Origin of the sequence: Paenibacillus woosongensis (assembly GCF_030122845.1) — a bacterium.
GTDB classification, from domain to species: domain Bacteria; phylum Bacillota; class Bacilli; order Paenibacillales; family Paenibacillaceae; genus Fontibacillus; species Fontibacillus woosongensis_A.
In genome coordinates this window covers 1618368-1634050 of record NZ_CP126084.1, presented here as the reverse complement: position 1 = coordinate 1634050, position 15683 = coordinate 1618368, and the positions used below count along the sequence as shown (strand labels likewise).

General features: G+C 50.1%; 16 protein-coding genes. 4 read left to right on the top strand and 12 right to left on the bottom strand.

The window, feature by feature from the left end; all coding sequences use genetic code 11:
• Window positions 1-32 precede the first annotated feature (32 nt).
• Both purU and QNH46_RS07165 read right to left on the bottom strand, forming a co-directional pair.
• Window positions 33-932 (bottom strand): formyltetrahydrofolate deformylase, encoded by a 900-nt coding sequence (gene purU, locus QNH46_RS07170; RefSeq protein WP_283927503.1) that lies wholly within the window; start codon window positions 930-932, stop codon window positions 33-35.
• A 72-nt stretch (window positions 933-1004) separates the two neighbouring features.
• Window positions 1005-2120 carry a deoxyribonuclease IV gene (locus QNH46_RS07165; protein ID WP_283927502.1) on the bottom strand — a complete coding sequence of 372 codons (1116 nt, stop codon included), beginning with the start codon at window positions 2118-2120 and terminating at the stop codon, window positions 1005-1007.
• Window positions 2121-2256: 136 nt separating this feature from the next.
• On the opposite strand from QNH46_RS07165, the gene QNH46_RS07160 reads away from it, so the two are divergent.
• The 4 genes from QNH46_RS07160 to QNH46_RS07145 all read left to right on the top strand — a co-directional run bounded on the left by QNH46_RS07160 (window position 2257) and on the right by QNH46_RS07145 (window position 5125).
• Window positions 2257-2730: a DUF2621 domain-containing protein gene (locus QNH46_RS07160; protein WP_283928371.1), complete on the top strand. Its 474-nt coding sequence runs from the start codon at window positions 2257-2259 to the stop codon at window positions 2728-2730.
• Window positions 2731-2827: 97 nt separating this feature from the next.
• Window positions 2828-3775 (top strand): TIGR01777 family oxidoreductase, encoded by a 948-nt coding sequence (locus tag QNH46_RS07155; protein WP_283927501.1) that lies wholly within the window; start codon window positions 2828-2830, stop codon window positions 3773-3775.
• A 209-nt stretch (window positions 3776-3984) separates the two neighbouring features.
• Entirely contained in the window at window positions 3985-4167 is a 183-nt protein-coding gene (locus QNH46_RS07150; RefSeq protein WP_283927500.1) for a hypothetical protein, read from the top strand.
• Window positions 4168-4537: 370 nt separating this feature from the next.
• Window positions 4538-5125 carry a hypothetical protein gene (locus QNH46_RS07145; protein WP_283927499.1) on the top strand — a complete coding sequence of 196 codons (588 nt, stop codon included), beginning with the start codon at window positions 4538-4540 and terminating at the stop codon, window positions 5123-5125.
• A 100-nt stretch (window positions 5126-5225) separates the two neighbouring features.
• Here QNH46_RS07145 and QNH46_RS07140 read toward each other — a convergent pair whose 3' ends face one another.
• From QNH46_RS07140 to QNH46_RS07095, 10 genes are read right to left on the bottom strand one after another with little or no spacing between them, the layout of a single operon-like run.
• Window positions 5226-6866, bottom strand: coding sequence for a DUF6382 and FHA domain-containing protein (locus QNH46_RS07140; protein ID WP_283927498.1), 1641 nt, complete (start codon window positions 6864-6866; stop codon window positions 5226-5228).
• A 20-nt stretch (window positions 6867-6886) separates the two neighbouring features.
• Window positions 6887-7399: an A24 family peptidase gene (locus tag QNH46_RS07135; RefSeq protein WP_283927497.1), complete on the bottom strand. Its 513-nt coding sequence runs from the start codon at window positions 7397-7399 to the stop codon at window positions 6887-6889.
• Between the two features lie 14 nt (window positions 7400-7413).
• A complete protein-coding gene (locus tag QNH46_RS07130; RefSeq protein WP_283927496.1) occupies window positions 7414-8415 on the bottom strand; it encodes a TadE/TadG family type IV pilus assembly protein in 1002 nt (333 codons plus the stop codon).
• Window positions 8384-10609, bottom strand: a complete 2226-nt coding sequence (locus QNH46_RS07125) for a TadE/TadG family type IV pilus assembly protein (RefSeq protein WP_283927495.1) — start codon at window positions 10607-10609, stop codon at window positions 8384-8386. Before QNH46_RS07125 ends, QNH46_RS07130 begins: the two co-directional genes overlap by 32 nt.
• 27 nt (window positions 10610-10636) lie before the next feature.
• Window positions 10637-11290, bottom strand: a complete 654-nt coding sequence (locus QNH46_RS07120; RefSeq protein WP_283927494.1) for a TadE/TadG family type IV pilus assembly protein — start codon at window positions 11288-11290, stop codon at window positions 10637-10639.
• Window positions 11290-11487: a Flp1 family type IVb pilin gene (locus QNH46_RS07115; RefSeq protein ID WP_283927493.1), complete on the bottom strand. Its 198-nt coding sequence runs from the start codon at window positions 11485-11487 to the stop codon at window positions 11290-11292. The genes QNH46_RS07120 and QNH46_RS07115 overlap by 1 nt, the downstream gene beginning before the upstream one ends.
• 29 nt (window positions 11488-11516) lie before the next feature.
• Window positions 11517-12392 carry a type II secretion system F family protein gene (locus tag QNH46_RS07110; protein ID WP_283927492.1) on the bottom strand — a complete coding sequence of 292 codons (876 nt, stop codon included), beginning with the start codon at window positions 12390-12392 and terminating at the stop codon, window positions 11517-11519.
• A gap of 19 nt (window positions 12393-12411) precedes the next feature.
• Window positions 12412-13212 (bottom strand): type II secretion system F family protein, encoded by an 801-nt coding sequence (locus tag QNH46_RS07105; protein WP_283927491.1) that lies wholly within the window; start codon window positions 13210-13212, stop codon window positions 12412-12414.
• A complete protein-coding gene (locus QNH46_RS07100) occupies window positions 13212-14471 on the bottom strand; it encodes a TadA family conjugal transfer-associated ATPase (RefSeq protein WP_283927490.1) in 1260 nt (419 codons plus the stop codon). The genes QNH46_RS07105 and QNH46_RS07100 overlap by 1 nt, the downstream gene beginning before the upstream one ends.
• The gene (locus QNH46_RS07095; RefSeq protein WP_283927489.1) at window positions 14468-15622 is read right to left on the bottom strand and encodes a P-loop NTPase family protein; all 1155 of its coding nucleotides are present in this window, start codon (window positions 15620-15622) and stop codon (window positions 14468-14470) included. Before QNH46_RS07095 ends, QNH46_RS07100 begins: the two co-directional genes overlap by 4 nt.
• Between the last annotated feature and the right edge of the window lie 61 nt (window positions 15623-15683).

The following is a 15683-nucleotide window of genomic DNA, read 5'->3' as shown; positions in this document are numbered from 1 at the left end:
TTGTTAAGGTAATTTAATATCCTTGTCTGCTATTAGCTGAATACGACAGTTTTATTCTGATGCACGAGAATGCGGTCCTCGATATGCCATTTGACGGCCCGGGCCAGAACGACTCTTTCAATCGTGCGGCCGATCCGCTTGAGCTCGCCAACGTCATCACGGTGGCTAACGCGCTGAACGTCCTGCTCGATGATCGGTCCGCCATCCAGTTCCTCGGTGACGTAATGAGCGGTTGCGCCGATGATTTTCACGCCGCGGTCATAGGCTTGGGCGTACGGTTTGCCGCCTACGAAGGCCGGCAGGAACGAGTGGTGAATATTAATGATCCGGTTCCGGTAAGGCTCGATCAGAGCCGGGGACAAAATTTGCATGTATCTGGCCAGCACGATTAGATCGACCTTCCCATTAACCAGTTCCAGCTGCTTCTGCTCGGCTTCCTTCTTCGTATCCGGCGTAACCGGAATGTGATAGAAAGGAATGCCAAACGATTCGACGTATTCTTTATTATCGGGATGATTGCTGATGACCATGGAAATTTCCGCATCCAGATCCCCGGCCTGCCATTGCCACAGCAATTCTACGAGGCAGTGATCCTCTTTCGAGACAAAAATAGCCAGCTTCTTCTTCTCATTCAGCGGATAGATTTCCCATTTCATCTCGAATTTGGCGGCAATCACCGCAAAATCCTGCTTTAGTTGTGCCAGATTGTCATGCAGCCGCTCAAGGTCGAATTCGATCCGCATGAAGAACATGCCGCCTTCGGGATCCATCGTATACTGGTCCGACTGCACGATGTTTGCGCCATGCTGATGCAGGAAATCCGACACCGCGGCCACGATGCCAGGCCCGTCCGGACAGGAAATCAACATCCGCGCCCGGTGGCTCTCATAAGGTTTGACAGGTCTTGCGCCTGATTTTACATGTATATCCATCTTTCTCTCAAATCCTCCCGCTAACTATTGTAAACAACTGATTTTGGTATTGATTCTATTTCATGCTGTGATTTACAGGCCTTTGGCTGCAAGCCAGCCGATCAGCCGGAAATTGATTTGCTCCTCACTGTAATCCGGGAACAAATTGGCTTCCAATACGAGATCATAGAGGCGCTCCAGCGGTTCGCGCGGATCCGCCTTTCTTGCTTTGGCGTCATCCTTGAGCAATTTCCAGGTATCCAGCACGAACGCACGCTGTTCAATATCGCGTTTTGCAAAAAAGCTGCTCAGCATCTCTATTTCCGACAGGAAGGACTCACCGAATCTCTCAGCCACACTCCCCCGAAGCAGGGCGATTTCGACTTCATACATCGGCCGCTGGGTTTTGGCTTCCTTGCCGATCCAAGGCGTCTCCAGAATAAACGGACGCCCCTGCAGCAATTCGTGATGCACCACACGGTTAAGCGCCTCGAATCCGATCCATCCGGTTCCGACTGGCGTATGGCGGTCTTTCCGCGCCCCCACCGGGTTTTTACTATCATTGACGTGCACGACGGCGATCCGGTCCAAACCGACCAGCTGATCGAACTGGTGCAGCACGCCGTCAAGATCATGGACGATATCGTAGCCGGCATCATGGATGTGGCAGGTGTCCAAGCAGATCGTCAGGCGCTCGTTATGCTGGACTTTATCGATGATTGCGGCGATTTCCTCGAAGCTGCGTCCCATTTCCGTCCCTTTGCCAGCCATCGTTTCCAACGCGATGTTAACTTCCGTTTCATCTGTTCCGTTCAACACCTCATTCAAGCCTTCGGCGATCCGGTTAATGCCGTATTCGGCATCTTTATCCGTGAATGCGCCCGGGTGAAGTACGATATTTCGCACGCCCAGCGCGTGGGTGCGGCGGATTTCCTCTTGCAGGAAGTCTACTGCCAGCTGGTACGTGTTAGACTTATAAGAGCCCAGATTGATGATATAAGGCGCATGGACGACAATTTCGTCAATGCCGGCAACGGCCATCGCGGCCTTGCCGTCCTCAATATTCATCGATTCGATCGGTTTGCGGCGCGTATTCTGCGGTGCGCCGGTATATATCATGAACGAGCTGGAGCCGTAAGATGCGGCCTCCTCCGTTGCGGTTAATAGCCCCTTGTCCGAGAACGAGACATGCGAACCTATTTTTAACATTTCTTTATCCCCCTTATGGACAACGTTCTTTAAACAAACCTATTTTATCTTGAATATCGATATAAATCCACAAATAAGGTATAATTCTTAAAGATTGAAGGGTTTTAAGGACTAATTATTCGAGGTGAATGAATCGATGCCGCACTTGAACATCACTTGGCTTGCACTGGCTTCGGCAGGGCCGAATCGCTGGTTTATGAACTCGATTGCATTCTGGGGATTCGTCATGCTCGGCGTCATGTGCATCGGCGGTTTTTTCATGTTCCGCAAATTTCTGAAGGTGCTCCCCAAAGCGGACGGCATGTCCAAGCTCGACTGGCAAAATCATTGGGTCGAGAACAGCCGGCATTTGTGGACGGATGAAGCGAAAGCGTTCCTTGATCAACTGGTACAGCCTGTACCAGCACCGTTCCGGGATATCGCTAAGCATTCCATTGCCGCTGAAATCGGCAAAATCGCCCTGCAGGAGAAAGCTTCCGAGGTTACGCAGGATCACTGCATCAAGGGCTATATCGTAGCGACGCCAAAGCGGGACTACAAGTTCCTGATGAACTTTCTGGAAAAGAGCAATATCGACTACCGCCCCTATCAGCATTTGATCAACAAATAGCACGGGTTATGCATCCGGTCGCGACGTTTGAAGAACGTCAGCTAGCCGGATGTTTTTCTTATAACTATCACGATTATATATTCTGGGAGGGATCGCGATGAAAATCTGTATTACCGGAGGAACAGGCTTTATCGGGAGCGCTTTGGCCTCCTATTGGCAGCAGCAGGGACATGATGTTACGGTCATCACGCGCCGCCAGCCCGAGCAGCACAGTCAAGGTGATCCCGAACCTCAGGCTAGGGAGGGAGCCGCTCCTCTTGCCTACCTGACCTGGGAGCAGCTTGCACAGCCTTCTTCGCGCGGGATCAAGGTGGATGCAGTTGTCAACCTCGCCGGCACTTCCCTGAATCAGCGCTGGACCGGCAGAGCCAAAGACAGCATTTTGCAATCCAGGCTGCAAACGACCGATTTGACGGCTAAATGGGTACAGTCTTTGAACAGCAAACCTGAAGTAGTCATTCAAGGCTCGGCCGTTGGAATATACGGAACATCTCTAACGGATACATTTGATGAGAACTCCCAGCCTGAAGCGGATGACTTTCTCGCAAACGTGACCCGCCAGTGGGAAACCGCCGCGGAGGATGGTTTTCGTGGTATTCGGCTCGTAAAGCTGCGTACAGGCGTAGTGCTCGGAAATAAGGGCGGAGCCTATCCACTCATGCGCCTTCCTATTCTGTTTGGAGCGGGCGGTAAAGTCGGGTCTGGCAGACAGTGGGTCCCCTGGATTCATATCCACGATATCGTAGCGTTGATCGACTTCTGCGTGAAGAACTTCGAGATGAATGGCGCCGTCAATGAGGTAAGCCCAAACCCCGTGACCAACGACGAATTCGGCAGGATCGTCAGCCGGGTTCATCGCAGGCCGTATTGGCTACCGCTGCCCTCCTTCGCATTAAGAACGATACTTGGCGAAATGTCCGCACTGCTGCTGGAAGGACAAAGGGTCCTGCCCCAGGCTGCTTTGCGGCACGGTTTCCATTTTCAGTATCCAGAACTGGAATCCGCCGCAGCGGATTTGAAAAAACGTGCCGTTTCTGGAGCCTAAATCCTTGATGCGGCAATCACTTCTTCGACAGTTCCTCTTCCTACAGATGCCCAAATAAAATTGTCTATATGCATAATATTACTAGGAGGTACTTGGCCAAGCGATCTATCATAACTCCTACTAACAGTAATGATTTCTTCCCTTGTCTTAGCATCATGTAATCCTTTAACAATGAGCCCATCTAGAACATCATCGAAATGGGAATCCGCATGAACGACCAAAGACTTCTCATAAAGGGAACCGTTGCTTCCGTTATTTACAACGTTGTTGATTTACTCTTAGATAATATTGATGTAACAAAAGTAGCAACAGCTAAAACTATGGTTGGTTATACCTATCCAACCAAGCAAGGACAGGTTTGGTATAATAATACTTGGAATACACTTTTTTGAGAGTACAAACAGAAATACTTACAAATATTATTATTCTGTCTATTGGAACACAGACAAAGTTCAAAAACAAGGCACAAAGGACTTTACGCCAGAATATGGGTATGGACCAGAAAGAATTCAAAAGGCTTCTCATTATGACAACAATACCTATATACAAAATCAAGCATATAATAATTACTTGCAAGGGAAAAAGTATACAACTGAGGAATGGTATTAATTGATTTTATGCCCTCCAAGGAATATGTTCTTTGGAGGGCATAAAACTTACATAATACAACTTTAATTGTGGTAAACATATATTAGTTGAATAGCATGGAGGATTTATATAATGAAATGCAAAATTCATTTTCTCATTATATTCTCAACTTTCTTGTTAATAGCTGTAGCTTGCGACAAAAATACTCCTTCCAACGCCCGGGAGAATATAACAAACACTACTAAAAGTGAGATTCGAACTGATGAATATACAAAAATTTCTGAAAAAGAAGATTTAGAAAAGAAAATATCCCAAGACAAAAATGTTTTTAAAAAAATTCAATCAAGTAAAAAATACAATATATCTGCTACTGTCACTTTTAATCATGAGGAAGACGCTGATCGTTTCATTTATGAAATTGTAATGGATAACTATACAGCAGAACTGAAAAATGTCATTCAATCATTTACTTTGGAGCCAAGTATGATTGATTATCTTTTAACCGGTGACCTAACAACTACAAACGCGCTAAATGATACCGAAACGAACCTCAAGCCTAATAAAGAGCCTTTCGGATTAAGTTTGTTTAGAGGTTACGTTATTAATAAGGAAACAATAAATAAACAGATCACTGATTTTTATCGGAATATCTATATAAAAATATCTTATGGTGAAGAAGAAAACAGGACTGAAGAGTATTGGTGCATAGAAGCAACTCCTTCTAAGGAAATAATCGATTACTTTAATTCATTAGAAAAATAAAGTTTGATCCCGATTTAAACAAAGACCGGTAAGCCCGCTGTCCGGATTGTAACAACGGGCCATGCAAACATGTTTTATTAACCCATTTTCTTTCCCTTCGTCATGCCGAATTTCGAATCTCTCTGCCGTAAAAAAATGTAACCTCGGCAATGGTAAACGAATCTCCCGGCTCTAGCGGATAGTCTTTATAGGGCGCGAGCAGTTCGCCGTTTAACTTGGTGCCGTTTCTGGAGCCTAAATCCTTGATACGGCAATCACCTTCCAGGATCATAAGCTCGACGTGAGCTCGGGATACCCCGGGCTGCCTCTCCACATATTGGGCTAATTCCTCGGAACGGCCGATAATAAAGCTGCCTTTGGATAAAAGGATTCGTTCAAATCCAGCACCTGAAGAGGTTACTTTATCCAAATAATTTATGTTGTCAGCCTGTCCTTGCTCTGACTTCGCTAAATCCTTCAACAATACGGTTGCCGGGGAAGCCGCGGCGGGCAGCTGCATTTCGATAAACTCTCGATACGGCTTAGATACCGGTGTCTGAACCGGTTCAGAGGATTCGGACAGCTTATTTAATAGAGGCTCTATTAACGGGGACGGGGCGTTCCATCTCCATTTCTCTTCATAGCGCTCCAGCTTGCGGCGTTTGGTGAACCTAGATTTTTCATGTTCCTCCTCCCCGGCTAAACGAACATTATCATCAATTTGAAAATCCCCTTCCTCATTGCCCTTGTCCCTAAAAAAACGAACCAAGTCAAATTTTCCGCGCTGGATTAGCAGCGCAATGAATATTACAGCCAGCGATGATCCCGCACTAATGTAAAGTCCATTGCCAGCAGGCCCATCCAAATACGCAAGCTTCCAGATGAGCGCAACCAGTAACGCAGCGCCTAGCCATATATAAGCAGGTTTAATTTCTGTCCGGCTCTCCGCCCCCTCCTCATGTATGCCTCCCCCTACCTCCATCAAAGCATCTTCGTGAATGTTGGCAGAGGACATTGCATTTATCCGGTTAGGAACTGAGCTTGAGCTTGGTTCAGGGGCGGCAAACGGTACTTGAGATGTATTTTTGGAATTCGGCGGCATCGGCACTTCAGGAGCATCTAACTCACGTGGTCTTCTCCCGGGATCACGGATATGTACGTTTGATCCCTGCCCTTCACTAGAATCTTCCTCGAGCAGCAGTGATATCAGCAAATCCTTTAACCCGGTTACCGAGAACAGCTCTCCCCCACATAAACCGATAATTTTCTGGATGCCGCTTCCCTCTATATTCTTAATCCTTGTCATCATATGGTTGACGAGATGCAGCATAGATTGGGCAATGGAATGATCTGAAGGTATATGGAGCAAGGGCAGATAGGCCAGATAGACGGTACCGCTCGGCAATAAATCTTCCACAAAGATATGATCTTCATCCAAGAGATAATTTCCGGAAGAGAGCATATATTCCTTGCTGCTATCGAGAACTTTAACGATTTGCAGCAAAATGCTGTAGAATTCCGTCATCGTCATCCAGTCGCTTTTCAGGCACTGCGACAGCATTCTTTTTCCGGTTATCTCATAATGCAGCGTAACATTAAAATCAATCTCCCTCACTTCCAGCCGCAGCAGATGGGGGATCGCTACCGAATTCACCATATTCCGCTGTACCTCGTTCAACAGCTCTGCATGCAGCCCATCTTCCGTATTAACCACCATATATGTCCCATCATTCCTGACAAAATCAGTTACTATCCCTTTCAACGAAAGCTCACTCCCTGCCCCTAAAAATAATAGACTGCCAAGATGGCACCGGGCAACACAGCCAGCATAAACGGAAAAGTTAGTGGCTTATCCTGTACTGCAAAGGACCGGATTGGACTTATACTGCGCAGCATAATGACCCCCAAGATACTGCGCAGTATACCGCCAAGCCGCCTCACCGCTTCTCTTCTGCAAATCAGAATCAAGATGCCAATGCAGCCGGCAGCCAGAATGGAATACATCAGCACGGATAATGTCAGCGGTACGCCAACCCAAGCTCCGATTCCGGCAAACAGCTTCACGTCACCTCCGCCTACGGCCCGCACCGCATACAATATTGCCATTACGCCAAAGCCGACAGCAGCGCCCTTTATAGCAAATATAAAACCTGCTGCCCCGCCGGAAATTCCATGATATGCGATACCAAGCACCGTACCGGTTACTGTAATCACATTGGGGATTTTCATCGTGCGAATATCGGTAACGAACGCAGCAGCAAGCAATAAAAAGCAGCCCCAAATCTCAACATGCATAGCAGCTCTCCTCGTCATTTTTTGTTCGGGCTTTCAACAACAAACTCTGCTGTTGTACGCAGCCCGTCCTCCGTCTCGACCACGAATGTCCAAGTACCGGGCGTCGTATTGCCGCCGACAAGCCACTGCCACTCCACAATGCCGTTTTCATCCGCAGAAGCCTCCCCCAGAAATTTGGCCTGGCTTACCCCGCTCTTGTAATAAACCGTCAACTTGGCGATCGCCCCCGGCTCAACCTGGGCGCTGACCAGCGCTTTGCGGCCGGCATAGGCCGGATCCGGCTTGCTCAAGATCACCGGGGCCCGTCCCTCGGCCTGCTCCCCGCTTGTATCTTTCTTCAGCTCCCCCGTATCCCCAACCCAGAGCCGCTCCTGCGCCCTCGCCTGAAGCACGATTTTCCGATTGCTGAGGGGCACTTTAATCGGCAGTTCATAGCTTAACTCGATTCCGAAGTACGGATTCTTCCCCGTCTTCAGATCAGGGACATTAATTCTGCTCACATGCAGCCGCCGCTCGCTAAGCACTGTATCCTGCACGAACGGCTGCAACAGTGGTTTCACTACAGGATCAAGAACTGCTTCAAGCACGCTGTTCTTCAAGTCGCTCAGCGGTTCATCCCCCCTGGCCGCCGCATCCATGATCCACCGGGATAGAGGCTCGGGAAGCTTATCGGCATACTGCCCGGCCCATTCCGACAGCGACAATTTGGGCATATTCCAATCGAACACACTCCCTTGCCCTACAGCGCCGCCATCGTTCTTCCCCCCTCTGTTGTTTTGCTCCGAATACTGGTCTACGGCCAAGGCAACGGGATATGTATGGGCGGACACCTGCCTTACCGCATTGGAAGCAACGCTGTGCAATTGGACCGAATAGACCGTCATTTGAACCATATAAATGAAGAAAAACATGACCATGATAAAGATAGGCAGTACAAGTGAAGCTTCCAGCACGATGCTCCCGCTAGAGGCTTTGTCAGCAGAATCAATATGAGTAATGCGCTTGCTTGACGGCATAATATCGGCTTCCTTCCACTCGTCCCTGTAAAGCGCCGGCGCTGCCAATGGCTTTGGACACTCCCGGCAAGAACCATAATGGCAAAGCTACGGTTACTTCGCCATGAATATAAGTAGCCCGTTCATCGGGATTGATGCCTGTATTTAAGCGAATTACCGATAACATCCGCGACAGGCGCTGTTCGCTGGTACCGTGGAGCAGCAGAAATAACCGAAGGTGATCCCTGTACGTTAATTCGACTCTCAAATAATCGCTAAGCTGTAAGCCTCCCTTTTGACATAGCCGCACCATATCCTTGACGGCCTCGACAACTCCATATAGCAAGGCGGAGGCCAAAATCAACAGCGGGTTGACCTTGTTCGCATGTTTGATGAGTCCCTCCATCGTACGAATCGCAAGACGCATAGTGAATATTTCACCGTAGGCAGCGGCAACATTTCCTGCTGGATTATGAAAACCGTACAATATATATTCCACCTCCTGCCGCTGCGGGGCAAATTGCTCTATCATCGCATCCAGCTTATCCGACCGGCCTTCCATAAGCTCCTTAAGCGTGCTGACGTCGAAGAAATCAAAGTAACTGACAACATACTCTGTCTGATAGCCATTATCCGTTATGCCGGACATCATTTCGGACAAGGAAGCGTACAAACCATCCATGCCCCCCATGGCTTGCTCCCCCGTCTCGTATGGATCTGGATTGCGCCCCCGGATACTTTGTCCCGCTTCCGCGGAATGATCTTGATTTAAGGCGCGATTGTTATCAAAATAAGACTTCAGCACATCGAATAGCTTCTGATGATCGCTCATTTTGTTCTTAAGTTCTTCGATCTGCCGAAGCAAACTGAACGCATGCTTCAGTTCTGCAGCAGCTTGCTTTTCTGTCTGCTTGCGCTGTGCGTCGCTTGAGCGATGAGCCTCTACTTTGGTTTGAATTTGCTGCAGCGCATTACCGCTCCCTGAATCGAAATAAGTCCGCAGATAACGATCGATTTCCCGGCTGGCATGCATCGTCTCCGATTTAAAACCGCTGGCACTGCCAAAAGATGCGGCACCAATAGCTGAGGATTTGGATAACAGGGAGACAACCGCTTGATGAGCGCTGTTGAAGCTCGCCTCTTGAGTTTCGATCCCTGCTTCCAAATCCTCTAAAAGCGTTGTCTGCAACAACAAGTCTTCGCTCCTGCCGCGGATTTCGGCGATTTCCGCCTCGCCGGAAGCTGCTTCGTCTCCTCCAATGCTTAGTCCCCGGGATACGGAATCATATCCATGCTGTGCCGTCCTGCTCTCGGACTCCTTGATGACCTGACGCATTTGCTCGTTGATTTCCCGTATCTCTTCAAGCAAAGCTCTAGCCGAGGATAGCTGTTGGGCATGCTGAGCTGCGGCCTCCTGATCGGCTTGCGAAAGTCCGCTAAAAGCCCTTCCAGTATCATTTCGGTAATCCTCCAGCAGTTCGGAGTATATACGTTCGGACGCCTCCCTATCCCGATCCTCCTCCGCTTTGGCCAAATAGTCGTTGTATTGGGAGGCCGCATCAGCTATCAGGCGAATGCGGCCTCCCAGCGAATGATCCGGAATGTACGTATAATTCCCTCGGGACAGGTGGTCTGTATATCCCTTGGCCGACGAAGCGGCTTGCTTCTGCGCGAACAGCAATCGATCCAATTTATCCTCCCGCTGATCATACAACCTTTGAAGCTTGCTGAGTAAATCCACCGTGTTGGAGGCCTCTTTCATGATCTGAGATATCGGCTTGAATTTGTTAACGACCTCAATTGCAAAATCAACCGGTGCTTTATATTTCATGTCCTCGCGAATTTGCCGTCTGAAGACAGAGTAGTGCCCCAGGGGTCGCAGCAATTCTACGGCGGAAGAATCCAATTGTGCTCCCAGGATAGGCAAATCATCGCTCCGCATGGCCAGCTGAAAGTTGTCCTGGAGCACCTTGGACATTAAATAATTTTCGTCCGTCTCACCGAACGCAAACAATCCGTATTCCTCCAGCAGCTGCTTATCGTACGCAGATAGAACGGAGCGTGCTGCCGCATGAGCGAGCACCTCCGTTCTCGCCTGCAGCGCCGACATTCTGGCGAAATCAATAAAAATCGCCACAAAAGCAAAGACAGCCGCAAAAATAACAATCAGAAATACCGTTACTGCCCCCTGTTCTGAACGGCGCTTGTCCAACATAGGAACCCCCTTCAACAAGATGAGGCCTTATTTCGCATATAGTTTCAGCGCTTTCCCCGCGTCGGCCTGACCGACATGCTCCTTGCCTGTTCCTTTAAACCTCGCTCCGTAATAGCGGACAAGCTCAACGGTGCGGATCCATTCCACCGGCTCTACAATATAAGAAGCAGAATGCCCTGCTTGCCTGACGTCCCCAATGACAGTCTCCAGCGGAGCAAGGGGGATGTTCCGGTGTAGAGTTACGGAAACTTTACGAAACAGCAGCCTGTTATCGTATTTCATTTGCCCTTCCATCCCAGCCGGAATTTTACGGCCGATATTTCCGAGCTTCTTCAAAGGCAGATTGCCGCTGGACTCTGTACTGCCTGGCAGCTCCAATACAGCCAGGGAATTTCCGCCAAACGATCCGAAGAGAAGCTGCAGCATCCCATCGTCATGTATTCGCCAGTACAGCGAATCATGCTGATCGTCCTCATAAGCCCCAGTCTTTGGTTCGCGGTAGCTGTTATCCCATACATAGGCGCTGCGCTCAGCAGCTGCGAAAGCCGTATGGCCCAACACCGCATTGTGGTATAAATACATGCAAAAAAAGAGCAGCAGCAGTAGCGTAAAAAATATGACCGGAAATACAAGCGAGGCTTCTATCGTAAAGTTCCCATCCTTGTTTCGCAGCAGCTTCACTATTCTCCGCCGTCCATAAAGGAGTCCGTCTTCTCGTCAGCCTTGGACAGCAGATTTTCAACAATCGCCTTCAACTCCTTACGAAAGATCACGGCAATAATAACGATGACCGCGATGATCAAAATCATCTCGAGCATACCGAGACCGTCTTCATCCCGCCAAAGCTCTCCCATTCTTCCCCGCAATACCTTCAACATCGGCAAATCCCTCCTCGAATTAATAAAAGCTACAGATCCATAATCATGAATGCGGGAGTCCCCACCAAAATAACAATTATTAAAAACAACAGCACCATCGGAAAAACCAGCTTGGATGAAGCCTGCTCTCCCAGGGTCTTGCCGACCGCTTTCCGTTTCTCCCATAGCGAATGGGACAGATCGCGAAGCGCCATCACGAAATCACTGCCGCCGCGGCGAAAATTCAGCAATACCGCCGTCGTAAATGCGGACACCTCCTGGATGCCGCAGCGTTTGCTAAAGCCTTCCATAGCCTGAGCAAAGGAATATCCTCCTTCGCATTCCCGCTGCATTTGAAACAGCTCGCGATACAAAGGATGGCTCTCTTGCCCGCGCTTCCGTTCCAGGCAATGCTTGATCGCCTGCTGAACTGTCGAGCCGGCGCCGACAAGCAGGACGATTTTATTCAACAGCTCTGGCAATTCAAGCAGAATCTGCTGTTCCCGCCGCTTCACCTTGCTGTGCAAGTCGCTAATTAGCGCGACAGGCAGCAGAATTGCGAGCAGAAACCCAATGAGGAACCCGCTGGCTTCCCCCTCCAGCGCTATTGAAATCAAGCAGCCGCCAATAAGCAGCAGGTAACTGTAGGTAAGCATCTCCGCCAAAAACAGCAGCGTGTACTCCCCGCCGCGCTGCTGGCCGTTAATCTGCCTGACCGAACGCTGGATTTTGAAGAAGAACAGCGGAAACCTTTGCGACACCTGGAGGCGCTCCAGTACATAAAGCATGGGAGGAGCCAATTTTTGCAGCCGGATGCCATCCATCTGCAGTTTCGCAGCGCCGGGATACCGCCGCGACGTTTGACTGTACAGCAGCAACCAGGTAAGAAGCAGGACGATCGCCAAAATTCCCCACAGCAAGTTCATGTCAATATGAGCACCCCTCCTAAACCCGGATATCCATGATCTTCATCATGATCCAGGCGCATACGGTAAACAGCATTAGGGCAGCCGACGAAATGACCAGTCCGGCGCCTTGATGAAGCGGCTGCATATAGTCTGGAGAAGTTAAATCCATAAATAATAGAAACAGGACCGGCGATGCCAGCATCGCCTTGGCCTCGAAGCGCTTCTGAGCAATCATGACGCTGATTTCCTGGCTGATTTCCAGCTTCTCGCTAATAATGGATGAGGTTCTTCTCACAACTTCTACCAAATCGCCTCCGGAGCGTTTACAGGTCGTAAACACATCCGCAAAGCTGCTGATGTCCTCCATGCCGGCCCGTCTGCTGAAATCCTGCAGCGCATCCTCGATCGGCTCCCCGTACTCCATCCGGTTGCATATGATCCCAAGCTCGATCATGAGATCATTCTTGCCGTCTGGATACAGCAGCCGAAGATCCTGAATCGCTTCGCGGAATCCGTTCTCGACGGAACGGCCTGCTGCCAGAGAGGAGGACAATGAATAGAGCGCCTGTTTAAAATTCAGGCTGAGCGCTTCCCTTCGCCTGCGAAGCAGGTACCTGCTCCACGGCTTCGGTACAAACACCGCCGCGCCGGCAAGCAGAAGCGCCAGCAGCCAGGAATGGAAAAAGATATATCCGACAGCCGTAAACAATACGCCCCCTGCAGCCAGGCAGAGCATAGTTTGCTTTCCCGACAGTACGTAGTTCTGATAATCCGGCAGCCCTTCCGCCTCACTCCCCGGGGGCGAAGGTCTGCGGATTCGTCCAAACCCGAATTTCATTATGCGTTCCCGCCTCCTGCCGTTTTCGCTTGTTCAAGCTCCTGTTCCAAATCAATCCCCGCCATACGCAGCTTGTCGAGATTCGCAAGGCTACTCCGCTTTATCAGCCTTCCGCGGATTTTCCCCTCGACCTCTGCTTCTTCCTGAAAAACAAATAACGGATTCAGCATCACCTCCCCCTCGACAAGACCGCATACTTCCGATATTTCCATGACCCTGCGTGAACGGTCCCTCAGCCTGGATAAATGAACAAAAATATCAATCGCCGAGCCGATTTGCTGGCGTACCACTTGAACAGGCAGTGCAGCCCCGCTCAGCACCATCGTCTCCAGCCGGCTAATCATGTCCTTTGTGCTGTTAGCGTGGCCGGTTGACAAGCTCCCGTCATGTCCAGTGTTCATCGCCTGCAGCATATCGATCGTTTCGCTGCCGCGCACCTCGCCGACAATGATCCGGTTAGGCCTCATTCGCAGTGAAGCTCGGATTAAGTCGCGAACCGAGATTTCTCCTTTTCCTTCCGTATTGGCATTGCGTGTCTCCAGCGAAACCAGGTTCGGCACCGTGACGATCCGCAGCTCCGCCGAATCTTCAATCGTAATCACCCGTTCATCCGGCGGAATATATTGCGAAAGTGCGTTCAGGAAGGTGGTCTTCCCGGACCCCGTTCCCCCGCTAATAAAAATGTTGTATTTCCCTTTGACGAGACCTTGCAGAAAAAGAGCCGCCTCTTCGGTCAGCGAACCCCATTCCACCAGCCGCTCCATCGTTACAGGCTGCTCCGGAAACTTTCGGATCGTCATGGTGGGCCCCTTGAGCGCTATCGGAGGAAGCACAATATTCACCCGCGACCCGCCCGGAAGCCTTGCATCCACGATCGGCGAGGAGTCATTCACGACACGGTTTACCGTAGAAACAATGTTCTGAATCATGTCCTCCAGTTTCTCCTGCGATTCAAAGCGCACATCAATCCGCCGCACCTGGCCATTTTGTTCAATAAAAATTTCCTCGTGGCTGTTGATCATGATTTCAGACACTGAGCGGTCGTCTACGAGAGGCTGAAGCACGTCAAGTCCCCGAAAAGAGTCATAAAGCCTGCGAACCCATTTACGCTTCTCAGAAGCCGTCAACTCATAAAGTCCGCTGTCTGCAAGCACACGGCGTTCAATGTAATCCATCAGCTGCGAGTCAGATAGCGTTGATGTCATATCCAGTCCCGAGCGAATGCTTGCGCGCAGCTCCGTAAAAAAATCCTCCGTCACCCCGAAGTCCCCCCAATTCCAAGCGCATGACACCAGCTGTATAGACTGCGGCTGAGCTTAAGCACTTCCTTCTGAAAAACCGGGGATTGCAGTATGGTCCCTTGTCCCGCCCCCTGATTCCAGGAAGGTATATTAGGTAACGTGATCTCTGCTGTCATGCCAGGTCTTGGCAGCAACGGTTCCGCTTCCCCCATGCACCGGTTCACCACGAACAATGCTTTTCCCATGATCAAGCGAAAACGTTCCGGATTTGACCGTTCCATGTGAGATATCCATAATCCGCTCTTGCGCACCGCACTCTCTTCGTCGGCCAGCAGCCAGACCAGCTTGTCGGCACGATCCAGCACCGTTTCCGTTCGCGCATTAGGATACGAATCGGCGTCGGCGACGATGACATCATAAAGTCCGCTGTCTGCAATAAAATCAATCAGCCGAGCTGTATCCCCGGACTCCATTTCCAGCATTTCATTTAAATTGTCCACTGGCCCAAACGTATCGCCTTCAAGGACTGGATGCCTGTACGCGTAAGACGAGACCGGTTGATTTATAGGCTCGCCCCGCTCCCCCGCCGCTTTCAAGTCGTATAGAAGCCGGGCAAGGCCATGAGTACGATGCTGCCCTTCCTGTATAGAGGGATTTTCGGATATTATGCCGCTGCTGATCGTTTCCAGATTCAGATAAAATACCTTGCGGCCTTCTCCGGCAAGCTGCTTTACAAGATGAGCGGCCACCGTTGTCTTGCCGCATCCGCCTACTGCGGAATATACTCCGACGACAAGCGCCTTGCCCTCCACCGGCTCCCTGGCTGCGGCTCCTCCCCTCGCATATTCCAGTACCGCCGTTAGAAGCAAAGGCAGCGGCTGATACTTGGAAATGCTCTTTCCGTAACCTTTCGCAGTCCCCTCCTCAAGATGAATATATGGAACTTGGGGCGTCTCCCCGCCACCCAGCCACGCTTCAAGAAACGGTTTCTCGGCCAATACGGCATCTGCGTAAAGCCGGCTCGATTCCATATGCCGCACGAAAGCATCCTCGCGGCTGAAAGCCGTTACGGAAAAGCGGCGATCAAACTCGCTGTGGCGGACATAATGCAAAAAAGGCTCGATATACTGCTCATCCCTAGCGGCCAGAACAAGCCGAACTGGAACCACCCTTATCACAACCTTTCAAGAACGCAAAAAAGCACCGTCCAATAACCGCAGATGCGGTTGT